Origin of the sequence: uncultured Pontibacter sp., from assembly GCF_947502515.1 — a bacterium.
In the GTDB taxonomy this organism is placed as follows: Bacteria; Bacteroidota; Bacteroidia; order Cytophagales; family Hymenobacteraceae; genus Pontibacter.
In genome coordinates, this window is the sequence record NZ_CANNAI010000004.1 from 298771 (window position 1) to 313962 (window position 15192).

A 15192-nucleotide genomic window follows, 5' to 3' on the forward strand; every position below is an offset into this window, starting at 1 on the left:
TTAAATGTAAATAGCTATACGCTAATATGTGGATATCTTCCGTAATTTGTGGATTACTTGGACGGCTTACTTTTTAAATTTGTGCTTATGGAGGAGATGAAAATGAACGTGCGGCCAACTGGCAACCGCGGCAATTGGGCAAAAAAGGCCCCTGCTGTGGCAGAGTTGGGTAAAAAACCGCCGCAGGCACTAGATTTGGAGGAGGCCGTGCTAGGCGCTCTAATGTTGGAGAAGGATGCGCTGACCACGGTGATCGACATTCTGCGCCCAAGTTCTTTTTACAAAGAGGCGCACCAACGCATATTTAAAGCAATTCTGGCCCTGTTCGATAAGTCAGAGCCAATCGATATCCTGACCGTAACACATGAGCTGCGCGAAAACGGCGAATTGGAGCTCGCAGGAGGTGCTTACTACGTTACCCAGCTAACTACCCGCGTTAACTCAGCGGCCAACATCGAGTACCACGCCCGTATCATCACGGAAAATTCCATCAAGCGGGATCTGATCTCGATCTCTTCTGAAGTACTATCCAGTGCTTTTGAAGACACCACCGACGTATTCGAACTGCTTGACAAAACGGAAGCCAAGCTCTACGAAGTTTCGGAATCAAATATCCGTAAGAACTTCGACGACATGCGTTCTTTAATGCACCAGGCTATCAAGGAACTCGAAGAGAAGCGCAAGCAGACTGATGGTCTGACCGGTGTGCCAAGCGGCATGACGGCACTGGACCGTGTGACATCTGGCTGGCAAAAATCAGACTTGATCATTCTGGCGGCTCGTCCCGCGATGGGTAAGACGGCCTTCGTGCTTTCCTGCCTGCGCAACGCGGCAGTAGATTTCAAAAAGGGTGTGGCGATTTTCTCACTCGAGATGTCCTCGCTGCAGCTGGTGAATCGTTTGATCTCTTCGGAGGCCGAGCTCGATTCTGAAAAGATCAAGAAAGGTAGTCTGGAAGATTACGAATGGGCACAGCTCAACCATAAGATTTCTAAACTGACCGAAGCACCGATCTTCATTGACGATACGCCGGGTCTTTCTATCCGTGAGCTTCGCACCAAGTGCCGCCGACTAAAGGCGCAGTACGACATTCAGATGGTGATCATTGACTACCTGCAGCTGATGAGCGGCAATGCCGAGGGCAAGGGTGGTGGTAACCGTGAACAGGAGATTGCATCGATCTCCCGAGCCATGAAAATGCTGGCCAAGGAACTGAACGTACCCGTAATTGCCCTGTCGCAGCTGAGCCGTGCCGTGGAAACTCGTGGTGGCGACAAACGCCCGCAGCTGTCTGACCTTCGTGAATCCGGTTCCATCGAGCAGGACGCCGACATGGTGCTCTTCCTGTACCGCCCCGAATACTACGGCATCACCGAAGACGAAATGGGCAACCCGACTGCTGGCGTAGGGGAAGTGATCATCGCCAAACACCGTAACGGTTCGCTTGAAAACGTGCAGCTGAAGTTTATTGGCAAGTACACCAAGTTTACCAACCTGGACTCTGATTTTGGAGGTGACGGCGGATTTAATGCACTGCCTAACAGTAGCTTCGATACGGAGACACCGGGTGCCATTCGATTGGGCAGCCGTATGAATGACGGTAGTAACGGTGGGGGGGGATTCCCGGCCTCAGGCTTTGATGAGGAGCCGCCATTCTAATTTTTCAGACAAGAAATAATTTTAACATAAGGCCAAGCGAGAGTAAACCAGGTCGATCAATATTTTGAACCTGCTTATACACTCACTGAATTTTTTGCCGATACGATTCTAAGCCAAAGGAAGAAAAGCCGCTGAGCCCGAGAGCCAGCGGCTTTTCCATTTTACATCCACACTACTTTTTCTTCCAGCGGCACGATGCGCTTGCCCTCAGTTGCTATTGCATCAGCATAACCCAAGTAAAGAATGCCCAGCACGACGTCTTCTTCGCGCAACTGCAACAGCTCTTTCATAGGCGGACGGTAAGCCATACCGCCTGAACCCCAGTAGCTGGCTATACCTAGGGCCGTAGCGCCCAGCAACAGGTTTTGGATGGCGCAGGAAGTAGCGGCAATTTCCTCAAGGGCAGGAATTTTGGGCAGATTGCCGCGCTGCATGTAGGCTACTATTACATGAGAGGCCTTGTCACCCATATGCAGCAGTTTGTCATACTTTTCCTGTAAGTACTGCTCCTGTTGGGTATGTTTCTTATACAGTTCAGCATGATCCTGGCAGAAGTCCTGTACCTTATCGCCGGCGTATACCTTAAAGCGCCAGGGTTCTGTATGGCCATGAGTAGGAGCCCAATCCGCCAACTCCAGCAGTTTTTCCACTTGCTCGTCCGGTATACGCTGCCCGTTCATTTTGCCAGGCTTAGTCGTTCTGCGGTTCCGGATAATATTGCTTATTTCTGAGAATGATGTATCCATATAGGTAGTTTTGATCTTATTTGGTGTTGCAAAAGTACGGACAATGAAATTAAATGTCGGGGTCAGGTTAATAGGATTTCGTGTAGTGTTAGCACAACCTGGCGCATTGCAATTTTGAGTGTTTAGCGAGTAGAGGAGGAGCTTTGATTTGTGTCAGGACAAAAAGAATGGCTCGTCCGGCTAGGGCAGACTATGAAAAACACCGATTACTTAACTTGTAACAGCAGTAGCTTTTCCGGTTATAAACCGGCGTTATGTATAATCACAGGTGGTACTAAAACTAAACTTGCGGAATATGTGTAAATAACCGCCAGTTGTACTGCTCTCAACCTAGCAAAAAATCTACTTTAAAATGCTTACTCCTATAATTGGAGCGGCAAAGTATGTGTTCAAGATTTACTATCTTTAAGATTATCGTTATTTGTTAGTAGGCTCCTATGAATTTTAATAAACTGTTCAATAGTATACCCGAACCTATTGTAGTGCTTTCACCCGAGTACAAAGTTGTTGCGGCAACAGATGCCTTTCTCGAGAGCAGCCTGCGCACAAGGGATCAGCTAATAGGCTTACATTTCTTGCTGGAAGCATTCCCTGAGAGGGAAAATTCTTACCAGGACAATGCTGTAAAAAAAGGCCTGGATCAGGTGCTACAAACAAAAAAGGCTGTGAGGTTGGAGGCAATGCGCTATGATATTCAAAAACCTGATTCTCAGGGAGGTGGATATGAAGTGCGCTTCTGGGAAGTTAACCAGACACCGATTCTCGATAGTGAAGGCAATGTGGAATACATTATGCAGAAGCCTTTTGATGTTACAGAACGCGAAGTATCACAGGTGGCCTTGCAGAAGAGTGAAGAGAAGTTCAAGGTGATGGCAGAAGCCTTGCCTCAACTTATTTATACCGTAGAACCTGGAGGGAAGACCTCTTATTTTAACAAGCGCTGGGAAGAATACACCGGTATAAATCTGGAAACACTGTTACAGATCAATTGGGACCAGATAATTCATCCTGATGACCTGGAAAATACGCTGGCCAAATGGGAGACGGCAGCTAAGGAGGGAGCCGAGATGCAGATGGAGTTGCGTATGCGAGACAAAAACGGGACTTATCGCTGGCACCTGTCCCGCTCAATACCTATGAAAGATGCCGAAGGCAATATTACCATGTGGATTGGCAGCTCGACCGACATACACGACACGAGAAAACTGGTACAGGAACTGCTGGACTCAAACGAGCAAATGGCGCTGCTATCAGACCAGGTACAGCACGCCTACGAAAAAGCCGAATCAGAGCGCAAAACACTGGAAAGACTCATCATGGAAGCTCCGGCTATGTTTGTCATTTTGAGAGGGCCGGAGCATCGGTTTGAGCTGATGAATGACAAATACCAGCAGCTGTACCCGGGTCGCAACCTGATCGGGATGCCACTAGGAGATGCACTGCCTGATATCAAGGCACAGGGCTTCATAAAATTACTCGACAGGGTATACGAGACAGGTGAAACCTACATTGCAGAGGGCGTGCCTATCATCTTGCCAAAGGGCGGCACTGATGAGATGGAGGAGAGGTTCTTCAACTTCTCCTACCAGCCTGTGTACGAGGCAGGCAAAATTACAGGCATCCTGGCCTTTGGCTACGACATTACCAATGAGATTCTGTTTAAAAAGAAGCTAGAAGACCTCTCGTCACTTTAGTCAGAAGTCCGTTTAAAAAATAGTAATTGAGGGACGTTGTGTAGATGGAGGCAGCACGGCTAGATTTCCAGCAACTAAGGATAAAACATATTCTGTATAAGTCGAAGGTGCGCTCATTTCTGTACGGCGGAACCTTCGATGCAAACTTCTTTTCCAATGCAGGGCCAATAGATATTTGGTTTACTACAGTGGGTAAGATCCGGTACGCCCATGAACCTGAAATTTTACAGCTTATCCGGCTTCATCAGCAAATGAACGAGATAGCGTTGAACCTTTACAAGCTTTACAGTAAAGGGCTCATTGAGCAGGCCCATGATGGGCTAAAAGAAGTGGATTTCAGGTCAGATCAGTTTATCCAGATTCTTTCAGGCTTAGATGAAAGGCTTCAAAAGGTATAGGTACAAAATAAAAGAGGCCGGCAATTTTAAACTGCCGGCCTCTTTTGTATCCTGAAAGCTTATCGAAGTTTCAGGTCTACCAGAATCTGCTCGATCTTCTGGCTCAGCTGCTTATTTACAGCATCAAATTCATCTTTAGAAGCCAAAGGCTCATTCACACTGATATAGAATTTGATCTTCGGTTCGGTGCCTGACGGACGAGCAGATACCTTGCTGCCGTCTTCGGTCAGGTATTGCAGCACATTGGAGCTCTCCAGGTCCAGTCTGGACTCCTCTCCAGTCAGCAGATTTTTTCGGGTGCTGTGCTTGAAGTCGCTTACTTCTACCACTTTAGAACCGGCAATGGCCTGTGGTGGATTGGCACGCATGTCGGCCATCATCTGCTGTATTTCCTCGGCACCACGCTGTCCTTTCTTGGTGAAGGATACCAGTTCTTCTTTGTAAAAGCCGTGTCGGGTATAGATCTCCACCATCATCTCGAACAAGCTCTGTCCTCTGTCTTTTGCCACAGCCGCCATCTCGGCGATCAGGGCGCAGGCCGAAATAGCATCTTTGTCGCGCACGAAGTCGCCGATCATGTAGCCGTAGCTTTCCTCGCCGCCTCCGATGTACGTTTCCTTGCCTTCCAACTCCCGGATTTTCTCAGCGATGTACTTGAAGCCGGTTAGGGTCTCGTACATTTTCACGTTATAGCTATCAGCAATGTCCTTGATTAGATCGGTAGTTACAATGGTCTTCACAATGAATTCCTTGCCAGTTAGCTTGCCAGCTTTCTGCCAGGCCAACAGGAGGTAGTTCATCAACAAAGCACCTGTCTGGTTACCATTCAGGAGCTCGAACTCGCCTTCCAGGTTTCTCACAGCTATACCTACACGGTCAGAGTCCGGGTCAGTGGCCATGACAAGGTCGGCGTCAATTTCTTTCGCCTTGTTCAGAGCCAGGGTCATCGCTTCTTTTTCTTCCGGGTTGGGGTACACTACTGTCGGGAAGTTGCCGTCTGGCGTAGCCTGCTCCTCTACCACATGCACGTTCGTGAAGCCAAAACGCTTGAGTACCTCCGGCACCAAAGTTATACCTGTACCGTGTATAGACGAGAACACGATCTTGAGGTCATGCTGGTTTTTAATAGCATCCTGTGAGATGGAAAGGTTCTGCACCTTGGCAATATAAGCCTCGTCCATTTCCTGGCCCAGCATGTGGATGTTGCCTGATTTTGCCTCCCATTTTACCTCGTCGATAGACGTGATCTTGTTCACCTCAGCTATGATGTTTTTGTCGTGCGGGTCGGTTACCTGTGCACCATCGTTCCAGTATACCTTGTAGCCGTTGTATTCTTTTGGATTGTGCGAAGCTGTTACGACTACACCGCTCTGGCAACCTAGGTGACGGATGGCAAAGGATAGCTCCGGTGTAGGACGAAGCGCCTCAAACAGATAAGCCTCGATGTCGTTCGCTGAGAAAATATCGGCGGCGATACGGGCGAACACATCAGAGTTGTTGCGGCAATCGTGCGCAATGGCCACTTTAACCCGCTCACCCGGGAAGTTTTGCTTCAGGTAGTTGCAAAGGCCCTGCGTCGCCATACCCAAGGTATAGCGGTTCATACGGTTGCTACCCGCGCCCATGATGCCGCGCAAACCGCCTGTTCCAAATTCCAAGTCTTTGTAAAAGGCGTCGGCCAGTGCTTCGTGTTCGTTGCGCTCTAGCAGATTGCTTATTTCTGATTTGGTAGCGTTGTCGTAGTTGCCGCTCAGCCAAGCGTCTATTTTTTGCTGTATAGTTGGTTCAATCATAGTCTTGTTGGTGTTGTATGTTGTTGTTGATACTTTCTTCTAATTTATAGCGCAAGCATTTATGGCTATGCAGCTTAAAATGTATATGGCGCGAGCGTCCTCGCTCGTGTCTGCTATGGTGGGGCCTCTGGCCCTGTTGCTCTAGGCATAGCTACGGCTTTTGAAGGTATAGTAACCTGATTTGTTCCATAGCTTCGCCTGTGCGACGGGCAGCTTTTGCCCTGGCCGGGCGGGCCTTACATTTTGTCTTGACACAAAAAGTAAGCAAAAAAGTCAAGACTCCCCAAACTCGCTGAACGCTCAAACAGTGGGTAGTCTTTTAGGCGCACCTGGCACCGCTATTTGCTGCGTAGGTTCTGTGCGAGTTAGTCTTGCTATACCTGCCAGTGGTATGAGCCTACTTGGACTTTACTCACTAAATCACTCACCTACTTCCCTATACCTCCAATCGCACAAAAAATCACACCAGCCCTTCGTTTACCGCTTAACGGTTCTGAGAACTGGTGTGATTTGAATATAGCAAAATCGGAGTATCTAACACGGGTTACACCGTGCTATACTTGGCTTGCGGCTTAAAGGTTACCACGTAGCGCCTGCTCACGCTCGATGGCTTCGAACAGGGCTTTGAAGTTGCCTTTGCCAAACGATTTGGCTCCTTTGCGCTGGATGATCTCGTAAAACACGGTTGGTCTGTCTTCTACAGGTTTCGTGAAGATCTGTAGCAAATAACCTTCGTCATCGCGGTCAACGAGGATGTTCAGCTTACGCAGGTCTGCCATGTCTTCGTCGATGTGGCCGATGCGCTCGATCAGGTCTTCGTAATAGGTCTCCGGCACATACAGGAACTCCACGCCACGGCGACGCAGCTCCGCTACGGTATGCAGAATGTCGTTGGTAGCCACCGCGATGTGCTGTACACCGGCGCCCTTGTAGAACTCCAGGTACTCATCGATCTGAGACTTCTTCTTACCTTCAGCTGGCTCGTTGATCGGGAACTTGATGTATCCGTTGCCATTCGAAACCACTTTTGACATCAGGGCGGTATACTCTGTGCTGATATCCTTATCGTCGAAGGTGAGCAACAGTTTGAAGCCCATCACATCTTCGTAGAACTTCACCCACTCGTTCATGTGGCCAAGTTCCACGTTGCCTACACAGTGGTCCACATACTTCAGACCGACTGGCTCAATGTCAAGCTGGCTCTGGCGTGGTACGTAACCCGGCATAAACACACCGTTGTAGTTTTTGCGCTCCACAAAGGTATGGATGGTATCGCCATAGGTATGGATGGAGGCTACTTTCACTTCACCGTGCTCATCGGTGAGCGTCTTCGGTTCCATGGCAGGTTTTGCACCACGCTCCACTGTACCACGGAAGGAAGCCTCGGCATCGTCTACCCATAGGGCCAGCACTTTCACGCCGTCACCATGCTGATGCACATGTTGCGCGATATCTGAGTTTGGATCAAGGGAGGTAGTCAGCACAAGGCGGATTTTCTCCTGCTGCAGTACATACGAAGCGCGATCTCTTACGCCTGTTTCAGGACCAGCGTAAGCGATCAGTTTAAAACCAAAAGCCGTCTGGTAAAAGTGAGCAGCCTGCTTGGCGTTACCCACATAAAACTCAATATGATCTGTGCCGTTCAGCGGCAGAATATCTGTTGCCATAGGTATAGGTATGGTTTAAATCATAGATTCTGTAAAAATACAGCTTTTATGCGTTTATCAAAACCCGGGTAGTGCCGCAGTAAATTATCATTGTTAATTCTTGCAATTACTACGGCATGTTTCCAACTTTGTAAAAAACAGAATGACGCTATGAACGCAAATGCACTAAACAGTTCGCTGGTGGCCATCATCAGCAAGAAAGAAGAACTGAATGCGCTTGATTATAATGACGAGCGCTACGACGATATTGAAGAAGAACTGCACGACCTGGAAGACGATTTTAACGAAGAGTATGGCGACTACCTGGAGGATGTACTGGAGGATGTGCACGGCAAGCTGCGCTCCGACGCTGACATCCTGCTGCCAACCGCCTACCTGCCTAGTTCGCTCAATGGCGACCATGTAACACCGGATGGTGAGCGTGAAGGCGTATGGGTAGAGTCAGACGAATTTCCGGGTATAGAGATGCGCCTGGTACTGACGGCCAATCCTGCCCGCTTCGTGGTACTGATCGGTGATCAGGAGCGTGAGCTCTGGAAAGCGGAGTAACCAGTACGCAACACATAAAAAAGAGGTGGTCAGGCACTAGGAACTGAACTGCTTCGCAGCTTACTTAATGCCGCCTTACGCTACAATCTGCTAGCGTAGGGCGGCTTTTTTTGCTTTATATTCAAGGGGCTGTCAGTTAAGATGATTTGGAAGCAACAAATGGGTATTATGTTAGTATTCAGGAATATAAAGTGATAATGTCAGGCTTTGTTACTGATAGGAGGAGTGATGTTCTGCCAGGCCCTGTAGGTCCGTAATAAAGAGTCAAACCGGTATCATGTGGGTATGGCGTCATTTAATGTGTGGCTTATGAAAAAGAGTTTCTGGACACTACTCTTGTGCCTTTTATGCTTCAGTGCCGCTGCACAGCAGCTTACCATTCCATCAACTGAAAAGGATAGTGTGGTAGAGCGGGTCGCGGCGCTGCTGGAGCAAAACTACGTTTTCCCGGACAAAGCAAAAGAAATGGGAAATTATATCCGGTCGCAGCAACAGCGCAAGGTATACGACGGGGTGAATAACTACCAGCAATTTGCAGCGGCCCTGTCCTCAGATCTTCAAAAGACCCACCGCGACGGGCACCTGAATCTGAAGTATAATCCTGGCCTGGTAAAAATGCTGAAAAACTGGAAATCTGCCTCAGAGCCTGGACCGGAGGTAATGCAGGAGCACCTGCGGATAGCGGAGCGCAGTAATTTTGGTTTTACAAAGGTAGAGCGCCTGCCTGGCAACATTGGCTACATCAACTTCACCCAGTTTTTCCCGGTCAGTGAGCAAGCCCCCCAAACGGTAGCGGCAGCTATGGCCTTTATCGCAAACACTGATGCGGTTATAATCGACTTGCGCCAAAACGGGGGCGGTCATCCTGAAATGGTACAGCTGGTGATGAGCTACTTTTTTGATGAAAAGCCGATTCACTACAACAGCATTTACGATCGCCCGCGCAATACCACGAAAGAGTATCACACCTTAGCAGAAGTAGATGGTAAGCGTATGCCAAAAACTGATCTCTACGTACTTACCAGCAGTAGCACTTTTTCTGCAGCTGAAGAGCTGACTTACAACCTGCAATCTTTGAAGAGAGCCACAATTGTCGGGGAAACAACAGCAGGTGGCGCTCATCCTGTGCAGCCCTTTATTGTGAATGATCAGCTTGTATTGGACATACCTATCGCCCGATCAATCAATGCTATTACTCAAACCAATTGGGAAGGAACCGGTGTGGTGCCCGATATCAAAGTGGAGGCAGACCGGGCACTGCTACAGGCGCAGGAACTGGCGCTAAACAAACTGCTTTTGACCAGTACCGATGCACAGAACAAGGCCTCTCTGGAGTGGGAACTGCAGCATGTGAAAAGTGAACTGCAGCCTGTGCAGCTAGAAAAGAAAGTTATGTCGAGGTATGCCGGCACGTATGGCGAAAGGATTGTCAGTCTGCAGGGAAACGAGCTGTATTACCAGCAGAAAGGCAAAGCGCAGCGGAGGCTAATTCCGATCACTGATACCATGTTCCGCATCGAGGGGCTTCCTCACCTGCGTATCGAAATGGTAAAAGATGCGTCCGGAAATGTAAGAAAGCTGTTGGAGCTGCAGGCAGGAAGTTCCTTTAATGAATTTGCACGCTCCAACTAATGCTTTTATCACAGGTATACTGCAGGTGACCATCCTGTTCCGCAGTATTTCACGTGCAGAAGTTTCGCTCGTCTGAACTTTTAACTATCTTCCATCTGCCATCGTGTTATACCTGATAAGCCCTCACATATGCAACCAATCCTGAATGCAACTGAACTATCTTCTGTACTGAAGGAAAATCAAAAACTCGTCCTGATCGACGCCCGTTCTGGGCCCAATGGTCGGGCCAAATATGAAAAGGAGCACCTAATAGGAGCCCTGCATGTAGATTTGGATAAAGACCTGGCTGATGTGAAAGCTGATGCTGCACAAGGTGGTCGGCACCCCTTGCCGGAGCCTGATCATTTTGCCGAGCTGCTGGGCCGCCTAGGTATAGCACCTGACAGCCAGGTGGTGGTATATGATGACATGAGCGGAGCGAATGCTGCCTCCCGCTTCTGGTGGATGCTACGGGCTACGGGGCATGATCAGGTGCAGGTATTGGATGGTGGCTTCCAGGCAGCAGTAGCGGCTGGTATACCTGTCAGCAGCGCAGTGGAGCGGGCCAGGCCTGTTGATCCATATCCTTTTAAAGCATGGGAACTACCGATCATTTCCATGGAGGAAGTCGCAAAAGCTGTCAAAGATCCGGATTATCTTGTAATTGATGTGCGTGATGCAGCACGCTACCGTGGGGAGACCGAACCGATTGATCTGGTGGCAGGGCATATTCCGGGTGCTGTTAACATTCCTTTTCAAAGTAATCTGACGCAAAACGGTGCCTACTTGTCGCCTGAGGCTTTGAGAGAAAAGTATAGCCAGGCAATTGGCGAGCGGGATCCGGAGCATGTGGTAGTGCACTGCGGCTCCGGCGTGACGGCCTGCCACACGGCACTGGCCATGGACTATGCGGGATTGGGTATACCTGCGCTCTATGTAGGTTCCTGGAGCGAATGGTCACGCAACGACCGCCCGATCGGAACAGGGGCCTGATTAAAGGTATAGGTATAAACGAAAAGCGGCTGCTGAAATCCATTCAGCAGCCGCTTTTCGTTTGGCAGGTATAGCGCTCTTAGTAGCCAAGCTTCTGGCGCACACGCTCCAGTACCGGCGTGGCGATGGCTTTCGCTTTTTCAGCGCCTTCCAGCAGCTTTTTGTCGATCTCAGCCAGGTTGTTCATGTAATAGTTGAATAGCTCACGCTCCTTGGCGAACTTACGGAGGATCAACTCATACAGCGCCTGTTTGGCATGCCCGTAGCCGTATCCGCCATTCAGGTAGTTGTTGCGCATCTGCAGTATCTCTTCCGGTGAGGCCAGCAGGCTGTACAGCTTAAAGGTCGTGTCTTCGTCCGGGTCCTTCGGGTCTTCCAGCGCAGTGCTATCCGTTACGATGCTCATGATCGTTTTACGGAGCGGCTTGTCGGCCTCAAATATGTCGATGATGTTGCCATAGGACTTGCTCATCTTCTCGCCGTTGATGCCCGGAACGGTCATTACCGTTTCATCCGTCTTTGCCTCAGGCAGCACAAATGTCTCCCCGTAGATGTGGTTAAATGAACTGGCAATATCGCGGGTGATCTCCAGGTGCTGGATCTGGTCTTTTCCCACCGGTACGATGTTGGCATCATACATCAGGATGTCGGCTGCCATCAGCACTGGGTAGGTGAACAGACCGGCGTTCACGTCAGACAGTCCTCTGCGGCTTGACTTGTCCTTGAACGAATGCGCATTGGCGAGCATCGGGAAAGGGGCGAAGCAGTTGAGGTACCAGTTCAGTTCGGTTACCATCGGCACGTCTGACTGACGGTATAGAATATTTTTATCGGTGTCAAAGCCACAGGCCAGCCAGGCGGCGGCTACCGAGTAGGTATTGTGGCGCAGCACTTGCGCATCGCGGATAGTAGTAAGGGAATGCAGGTTGGCTATAAAGTAAAGCGCCTGTTCCTGGGATGCCTTCGATAGTTCGATGGCTGGGAGGATAGCACCCAGCAGGTTGCCCAAGTGTGGACGGCCTGTGCTCTGAATGCCCGTAAGGTATCGTGCCATAGTCGGGAAAATGGTTTACAGCTGCAAAATAACGCAAATTGCTGAAAACACCCTTAGCCCGGCTACGACAATTCTATACCTGGTGCTTTAAAGTTTCTTGAGAGAGTAATTTCTGGAGTTGCTGATCTCGTCCTGTGTATTGCTCAGCAGCTTCACCTCTGTGTCGCTTACCTGCAGAAAATACATGGGGTCGATGTCGCCGGCGGTAGGTATAAGCTGCAGCACTACCGCGTCCGGGTTTTGCTTGTTGCCTTTGGCCAGGAACCACTTGCCGCTGCTGTTCACCACGCTTTTATCGGCTGGTTTGCCTATGTATACCTGTTTCATAGTGAAGGAACCCTTGGAATTGCCACTCAGGGTAAGTTCAGTTTTGATACCCTGGCAGTCCTTGCAGGCGATCGTACCCATAAAAGTGCCGCTCGGAGGAGCCAGGGCGGGAGCTGCTGATGGCGCTTCTTCTGCCGGCTTTGCAGCGGTGCCTTTTGCTGTCGAGGACTTTCCTTTTGCAGGAGCTTTCTTAGCAGTTGCTTTTTTACCCCCACCACGGTTTTCTTCCAGCCATTCCTGATAACTTTTGCCGGACTGCGCCTGTACCTGCTGCAAGCCTAGTGTAAGAGTGAATAGGACGATAAGTGTGAGTATTGTTCTCATGCTATGTAGGATTTGTCGTTCAGGGTGAATCATATCAGAAAATATACCAGTTTTTCAGAAGTACGCTTTTGAACAGGCTATTTCTGTTAAAACTGTTGTTAAACGTTAATTATTGTGCGCATTTGGGAATCACGCTTTATGCGGTGGTCCTGATATGTTGTAGTAGGATGTGAGATACGGAAGTAGGAGGAGAGGGTTTTCAGCAGTTGAACCTGAGCTTATGGATTGCATCATTTTCTGGCTCTAACTGTAAGGCACCCCTATAAAAAACAAATGACCAGGCGCTTCACTTAAGAGCAGTCACCCAGCCATTCAAAAAAAAATCAAATCAAATCTTATAGTTCAAAGTCAATTACATCATAGGCTAGTCTCGGTTTAAGTAAAAACAATCAATCTTGTATCGTTTAGGCTGTCACCAGCTTTTTGGTTTTCTTTGTTTGGTATACCCTGTTGAGGTTACTCAACGTAATGGCGAGAAGTATAAGCGCCACACCCAGCCACTGCACCGTCCATACCTCTTCCTGCAGTACAAGGTAGGACATGGCCACCGCTACTGGCAGTTCCGCTGAACTCAGGATGGCACTCAGTCCAAGGCCGGTACGCGGTATACCATAAGCGAAGAAAAGAGGCGGAATAACGGTGCCGAACACGGCCAACAATAAGCCCCACTTCAGCAATCCATCACCCAGCGCCCCGTTCACCAGGAACACCGGAGGGAAGACACTCATAACTAGTATAGTCGCGCCCGTCAACAAAAGGGCACTTTTGGCGGTAGGGTGCAGGTCGTTGCCGGCCGCACCGTTGATCATCAGGAAAACAGAATAGCAGGCTGCTGCCAGTAATCCGAAGCCGATGCCAGCTAAGTCAAAATCAGGAACAGTGCCTGAGAACAGTCTGCCCGCCATGGCGGTACCTATCAGTACCAGCAGCACCATCACGATTTGAGATAGCTGTGGCATTTTGCGCTTGATTACCGCTTCCAGCAGCAGGCTCATCCAAGTGAACTGCATCAGCAGCAGGATGGCGATAGAGGCCGGCACCGCCTGCACACACTTGTAATAGAAGATGCTCACCAGGCCAGTGCTGGTACCCATGGCTACGAGCTTGAGTTTGTCCAGTGCCGAAACACCAAAACTGCGACGCCCCATCAACTGGCGCACCAGCACAATGCCCCAGAGTATGATAAAGCCAAAGAGGACCTGTGTGCCGGTGACGTCACCCAAGGTATAGCCTTCTTTGTAAGCCAGTTTTACGAATGTGGATAGTATGCCGAAGCTACACGCTCCGAGAAATACCAAAAGGATGCCTCTGATCATAGATGTCCCTTTTGAAAATAGTCAGTAAAAAAATAAGGTATAGGGGTGGGCCCTCAGACCCAAATGGCGGAAATGGGAACTGTTAGAGGTCGTGCAGGACGTACCCCGTAATGAAAATCTGTGTATGTGCTAAGTGTGCAGCCATTTTGTTTTGCAAGGCCGCAAAGATAAAGCTGTATTTATTTCAAAAGCAAATTTATTTGTAACACAGGCTACTCTTTGCTTTCCTCAGCGGCTACCTCTATCATGGTTTCGGCGGTGCGGCGACCCAGGTAACCGTCTATCAGATAGTGCGCTACATACAGTAAAGGCGTAAGGGCGACGGCGATAAAAAATTTGTAAATATAATTGATCGCAGCCACCGACATGACCAGCGAAAGGGGCCAGTTACCAAAAAGATAGAAGGCCACAAAGAGGACAACGACGCTGTCGATCAGCTGCGAAACAAGCGTGGAACCCGTCGCCCGCAGCCAGATCTTGCTGCTACCCGTGAAGCTGCGCAGCCAGTGGAACACCGTGGCGTCCAGAAACTGCGAAATAAGAAAGGCTACCACCGACCCGATGATGATACCCAGCCCTTGCCGGTAGATGGAGTTGAAAGCGAAATCAATATTGAATGGGTTTCCCGCTGCATCCTGATTATTCAGCTCCAGCCAAAAAGCAGCAGGGGGTAGCCCTGTTACAATAGTGATCACCAGGAATGCATACAAAATCAGGACCACGGTCAGGATGCTGACTTTCTTCACACCCTCTTTGCCAAAGTACTCATTGATGATATCGGTGGTCACAAACACCACAGGCCAAATGATGACGCCAGCCGTGAGGTTGAAGTCAAACTTCTCGCCCATGATTCCGATCTGGGCACCCTGCAAACCAAAGAGTGCTTCCGCCGAAAAAATCTTTACACCGATCAGTTCAGCCAACAGGGCATTGGCCAGGAAGATGCCACTCAGGACAAGGAAGAGGTTGGTGCGTTTTTTCTCAAGGGAGGGGGCTGCCGGCATAGGTCGGGTTTTCTTATCACAGCAAGTTTACAAGTTATGGGCCGCTAAATCAAATAT

General features: G+C 49.4%; 13 protein-coding genes. 6 read left to right on the forward strand and 7 right to left on the reverse strand.

Annotation, left to right across the window (positions count from 1 at the left end; translation table 11 throughout):
* Window positions 1-96 precede the first annotated feature (96 nt).
* Window positions 97-1659, forward strand: coding sequence for a replicative DNA helicase (gene dnaB, locus Q1A54_RS12520; protein ID WP_230392032.1), 1563 nt, complete (start codon window positions 97-99; stop codon window positions 1657-1659).
* 161 nt (window positions 1660-1820) lie between these two features.
* Here the strand turns inward: dnaB and Q1A54_RS12525 are convergent, their stop codons facing one another.
* Entirely contained in the window at window positions 1821-2405 is a 585-nt protein-coding gene (locus Q1A54_RS12525) for a nitroreductase (protein WP_299988551.1), read from the reverse strand.
* A 437-nt stretch (window positions 2406-2842) separates the two neighbouring features.
* Between Q1A54_RS12525 and Q1A54_RS12530 the strand changes: the two genes are divergently transcribed.
* Both Q1A54_RS12530 and Q1A54_RS12535 read left to right on the forward strand, forming a co-directional pair.
* Entirely contained in the window at window positions 2843-4099 is a 1257-nt protein-coding gene (locus Q1A54_RS12530) for a PAS domain-containing protein (protein ID WP_299988553.1), read from the forward strand.
* Between the two features lie 107 nt (window positions 4100-4206).
* On the forward strand, window positions 4207-4497 hold the full coding sequence (locus Q1A54_RS12535; protein WP_299988556.1) for a histidine kinase: 291 nt from the start codon (window positions 4207-4209) through the stop codon (window positions 4495-4497).
* 59 nt (window positions 4498-4556) lie between these two features.
* Here the strand turns inward: Q1A54_RS12535 and Q1A54_RS12540 are convergent, their stop codons facing one another.
* Together Q1A54_RS12540 and hppD are read right to left on the reverse strand one after the other, a co-directional pair.
* Window positions 4557-6290 (reverse strand): phospho-sugar mutase, encoded by a 1734-nt coding sequence (locus tag Q1A54_RS12540; protein ID WP_299988559.1) that lies wholly within the window; start codon window positions 6288-6290, stop codon window positions 4557-4559.
* A gap of 572 nt (window positions 6291-6862) precedes the next feature.
* Window positions 6863-7957, reverse strand: coding sequence for a 4-hydroxyphenylpyruvate dioxygenase (hppD, locus tag Q1A54_RS12545; RefSeq protein ID WP_196115459.1), 1095 nt, complete (start codon window positions 7955-7957; stop codon window positions 6863-6865).
* Window positions 7958-8107: 150 nt separating this feature from the next.
* Here hppD and Q1A54_RS12550 point away from each other — a divergent pair, with 150 nt between their 5' ends.
* The 3 genes from Q1A54_RS12550 (at window position 8108) to Q1A54_RS12560 (ending at window position 11110) form a co-directional block, all read left to right on the forward strand.
* A complete protein-coding gene (locus Q1A54_RS12550; RefSeq protein ID WP_007657881.1) occupies window positions 8108-8506 on the forward strand; it encodes a hypothetical protein in 399 nt (132 codons plus the stop codon).
* A gap of 309 nt (window positions 8507-8815) precedes the next feature.
* On the forward strand, window positions 8816-10138 hold the full coding sequence (locus tag Q1A54_RS12555; protein ID WP_299988563.1) for a S41 family peptidase: 1323 nt from the start codon (window positions 8816-8818) through the stop codon (window positions 10136-10138).
* 129 nt (window positions 10139-10267) lie between these two features.
* Window positions 10268-11110, forward strand: a complete 843-nt coding sequence (locus Q1A54_RS12560) for a sulfurtransferase (protein WP_299988566.1) — start codon at window positions 10268-10270, stop codon at window positions 11108-11110.
* Between the two features lie 79 nt (window positions 11111-11189).
* On the opposite strand, the gene trpS is transcribed toward Q1A54_RS12560, so the two are convergent.
* From trpS to Q1A54_RS12580, 4 genes are all read right to left on the reverse strand, one after another.
* Window positions 11190-12164, reverse strand: a complete 975-nt coding sequence (trpS, locus tag Q1A54_RS12565) for a tryptophan--tRNA ligase (RefSeq protein ID WP_299988569.1) — start codon at window positions 12162-12164, stop codon at window positions 11190-11192.
* Between the two features lie 87 nt (window positions 12165-12251).
* Window positions 12252-12815 carry a copper resistance protein NlpE N-terminal domain-containing protein gene (locus Q1A54_RS12570; RefSeq protein ID WP_299988573.1) on the reverse strand — a complete coding sequence of 188 codons (564 nt, stop codon included), beginning with the start codon at window positions 12813-12815 and terminating at the stop codon, window positions 12252-12254.
* A 404-nt stretch (window positions 12816-13219) separates the two neighbouring features.
* Entirely contained in the window at window positions 13220-14131 is a 912-nt protein-coding gene (locus Q1A54_RS12575; protein ID WP_299988576.1) for a DMT family transporter, read from the reverse strand.
* Window positions 14132-14343: 212 nt separating this feature from the next.
* A complete protein-coding gene (locus Q1A54_RS12580) occupies window positions 14344-15135 on the reverse strand; it encodes a queuosine precursor transporter (RefSeq protein ID WP_196115471.1) in 792 nt (263 codons plus the stop codon).
* Window positions 15136-15192 lie beyond the last annotated feature (57 nt).

What these genes read in the sequence shown, in the direction of transcription:
- Q1A54_RS12555 (WP_299988563.1), top strand. Translation starts at nt 8,816, where the DNA reads ATGAAAAAGAGTTTCTGGACACTACTCTTGTGCCTTTTATGCTTCAGT.
- Q1A54_RS12580 (WP_196115471.1), bottom strand. Translation starts at nt 15,135, where the DNA reads ATGCCGGCAGCCCCCTCCCTTGAGAAAAAACGCACCAACCTCTTCCTT.
- Q1A54_RS12525 (WP_299988551.1), bottom strand. Translation starts at nt 2,405, where the DNA reads ATGGATACATCATTCTCAGAAATAAGCAATATTATCCGGAACCGCAGA.
- hppD (WP_196115459.1), bottom strand. Translation starts at nt 7,957, where the DNA reads ATGGCAACAGATATTCTGCCGCTGAACGGCACAGATCATATTGAGTTT.
- Q1A54_RS12575 (WP_299988576.1), bottom strand. Translation starts at nt 14,131, where the DNA reads ATGATCAGAGGCATCCTTTTGGTATTTCTCGGAGCGTGTAGCTTCGGC.
- Q1A54_RS12560 (WP_299988566.1), top strand. Translation starts at nt 10,268, where the DNA reads ATGCAACCAATCCTGAATGCAACTGAACTATCTTCTGTACTGAAGGAA.
- trpS (WP_299988569.1), bottom strand. Translation starts at nt 12,164, where the DNA reads ATGGCACGATACCTTACGGGCATTCAGAGCACAGGCCGTCCACACTTG.
- dnaB (WP_230392032.1), top strand. Translation starts at nt 97, where the DNA reads ATGAAAATGAACGTGCGGCCAACTGGCAACCGCGGCAATTGGGCAAAA.
- Q1A54_RS12530 (WP_299988553.1), top strand. Translation starts at nt 2,843, where the DNA reads ATGAATTTTAATAAACTGTTCAATAGTATACCCGAACCTATTGTAGTG.
- Q1A54_RS12550 (WP_007657881.1), top strand. Translation starts at nt 8,108, where the DNA reads ATGAACGCAAATGCACTAAACAGTTCGCTGGTGGCCATCATCAGCAAG.
- Q1A54_RS12540 (WP_299988559.1), bottom strand. Translation starts at nt 6,290, where the DNA reads ATGATTGAACCAACTATACAGCAAAAAATAGACGCTTGGCTGAGCGGC.
- Q1A54_RS12570 (WP_299988573.1), bottom strand. Translation starts at nt 12,815, where the DNA reads ATGAGAACAATACTCACACTTATCGTCCTATTCACTCTTACACTAGGC.